This window comes from Streptomyces huiliensis (assembly GCF_020037025.1).
Lineage (GTDB): Bacteria > Actinomycetota > Actinomycetes > Streptomycetales > Streptomycetaceae > Streptomyces > Streptomyces huiliensis.
The window spans coordinates 1-2,008 of sequence record NZ_JAIQLH010000502.1; the positions used below are offsets into that span (position 1 = coordinate 1).

The 2,008-nt window shown below is 74.7% G+C and carries 1 protein-coding gene; it reads right to left on the reverse strand.

Annotation, left to right across the window (positions count from 1 at the left end):
- A partial coding sequence (locus JNW98_RS35490) for a condensation domain-containing protein (RefSeq protein ID WP_223772378.1) occupies positions 1 to 2,008 on the reverse strand: 2,008 nt, incomplete at both ends.

Sequence of the window (2,008 nt, forward strand, 5' to 3'; positions counted from 1 at the left end):
GTCCTGGTGGGCGAAGGCGGCCAGGTCGTTCTCCCGGACGCGGCCGAGCAGTTCGGTGAACGTCGGGTCGCCGGACAGGTCGTTGCGCAGCACCAGGGTGTTGACGAAGAAGCCCACGAGTCCGTCGAGCGCCGCGTCGGAGCGGCCCGCGACGGGCGCGCCGAGCGGGATGTCGTCGCCCGCGCCCAGCCGGTGGAGGAGTGTGGCGACGGCGGCCTGGAGCACCATGAACGTCGTGGTGCCGGTGGCCGTCGCGGCGTCGCGGAGGCCGCGGTAGACGGCCGGCGGTACCTGGGCGCGGACGGTGTCGCCGCGGTGGCCGGTGTCCCGGCCGCGCGGACGGTCGCGGGGCAGGGCGAGCTCCTCGGGCAGGCCGTCCAGGGCCTGCCGCCAGTAGGCGGTCTGCCGGTGGTGGACGCTCCGCTCGTCGGCCGGGTCGCCGAGCAGCTCGCGCTGCCAGAGCGTGTAGTCGGCGTACTGCACGGGCAGCGGCTCCCAGCCGGGTGCCGTGCCCGCCGCGCGGGCGGTGTACGCGGCGGTGAGGTCGTCGATGAACGGCAGCATCGACCACTCGTCACCGGCGATGTGGTGGAAGAGGAGCACGAGGACGTGGTCCTCGGGGCCCGCCTCCAGCACCGTGACGCGCAGCGGCAGTTCGCGCGCGAGGTCGAAGGCGTGCCGGACGGCCGCCTCGACGTCCGCCGACAGGGTCTCCTCCGTCGTCGCGGCGGTGTGCAGCGCGTCGGCGGGGTCGGGTGCGTCGAGGATCCGCTGGACCGGCCGGCCCTCGTGCTCGCCGACGACCGTGCGGAGGCTCTCGTGGCGCCGGGTCACGTCGGCGACGGCGTGCCGCAGCGCGTCCGCGTCGAGCGGGCCGGTCACGCGGACGACGAGCGGGACGTTGTACGTGACCCCGGAGCCGTCGAGGTGCCGGTCGAGGTTCTGGAGGTACCACATGCGCCGCTGGGCGTGCGAGAGCGGCAGCTCGGCAGGGCGCTCGCGGCGCGTCAGAGCGGGGCGGCGGTCGGCGCCCGGCGTGGTGCGCTCGGCGAGCGCGGCCGGGGTCGGGGCCTCGAAGAGGTCGCGGACGGCGAGGTCGGTGCCGAGTTCGGCGCGGATGCGGCTGACCAGGCGGGTGGCCAGGAGGGAGTGCCCGCCGAGGTCGAGGAAGTGGTCGTCGGGGCCGACGTCCTGGACGCCCAGCACTTCGCCGAAGAGGGCGCAGAGGAGTTCCTCGCGCTGGTTCCGGGGAGCACGCCCCGCGCCTCCGAGGTCGGGGGCGGGGAGGGCCTTCCGGTCGAGCTTGCCGTTGACGGTCAGCGGCAGCGCGTCGAGGACGACGAACGCCGACGGGACCATGTACTCCGGCAGCGCCGCCGCGAGCGACCGGCGGACGTCGGCGACGTCCACGGCACCGGCGGCCGGGACCAGGTAAGCGGCCAGGCGCTTGACACCGGGGACGTCCTCACGGACCACGACGGCCGCCTGAGCAACCGACGGGTGCCCGGTCAGGGCGTCCTCGATCTCCCCCGGCTCGACCCGGTATCCCCGGATCTTCACCTGGTCGTCGACCCGCCCCAGGAAGTCCAGCAGCCCGTCCTGCCGCCACCGCACCACGTCACCCGTCCGGTACATCCGGGCGCCGGGCTCCCCGAACGGATCCGCCACGAAACGACCGGCGGTGAGGCCGGGACGGTCGAGGTAGCCACGCGCCAGGCCCACGCCCGACACGTACAGCTCGCCGGGGACACCGACCGGGACCGGCCGCAGCCAGGCGTCGAGGACGTGGGCACGGGTGTTCCAGATCGGACGCCCGACGGTGGCGGTGTCGCTGTCCAGCGTGCCGCCGCCGAGGGTGTTGATCGTGTACTCGGTCGGACCGTAGAGGTTGTAACCGATCAGGCCGGGGGTGTCCTTCAGCCGCGTCCACAGCGACTCGGGCACGGCCTCACCGCCGAGGAGGACGAGGACGGGCCGGTGCCGCCCGTCGTCCAGCAGCCCGCACTCC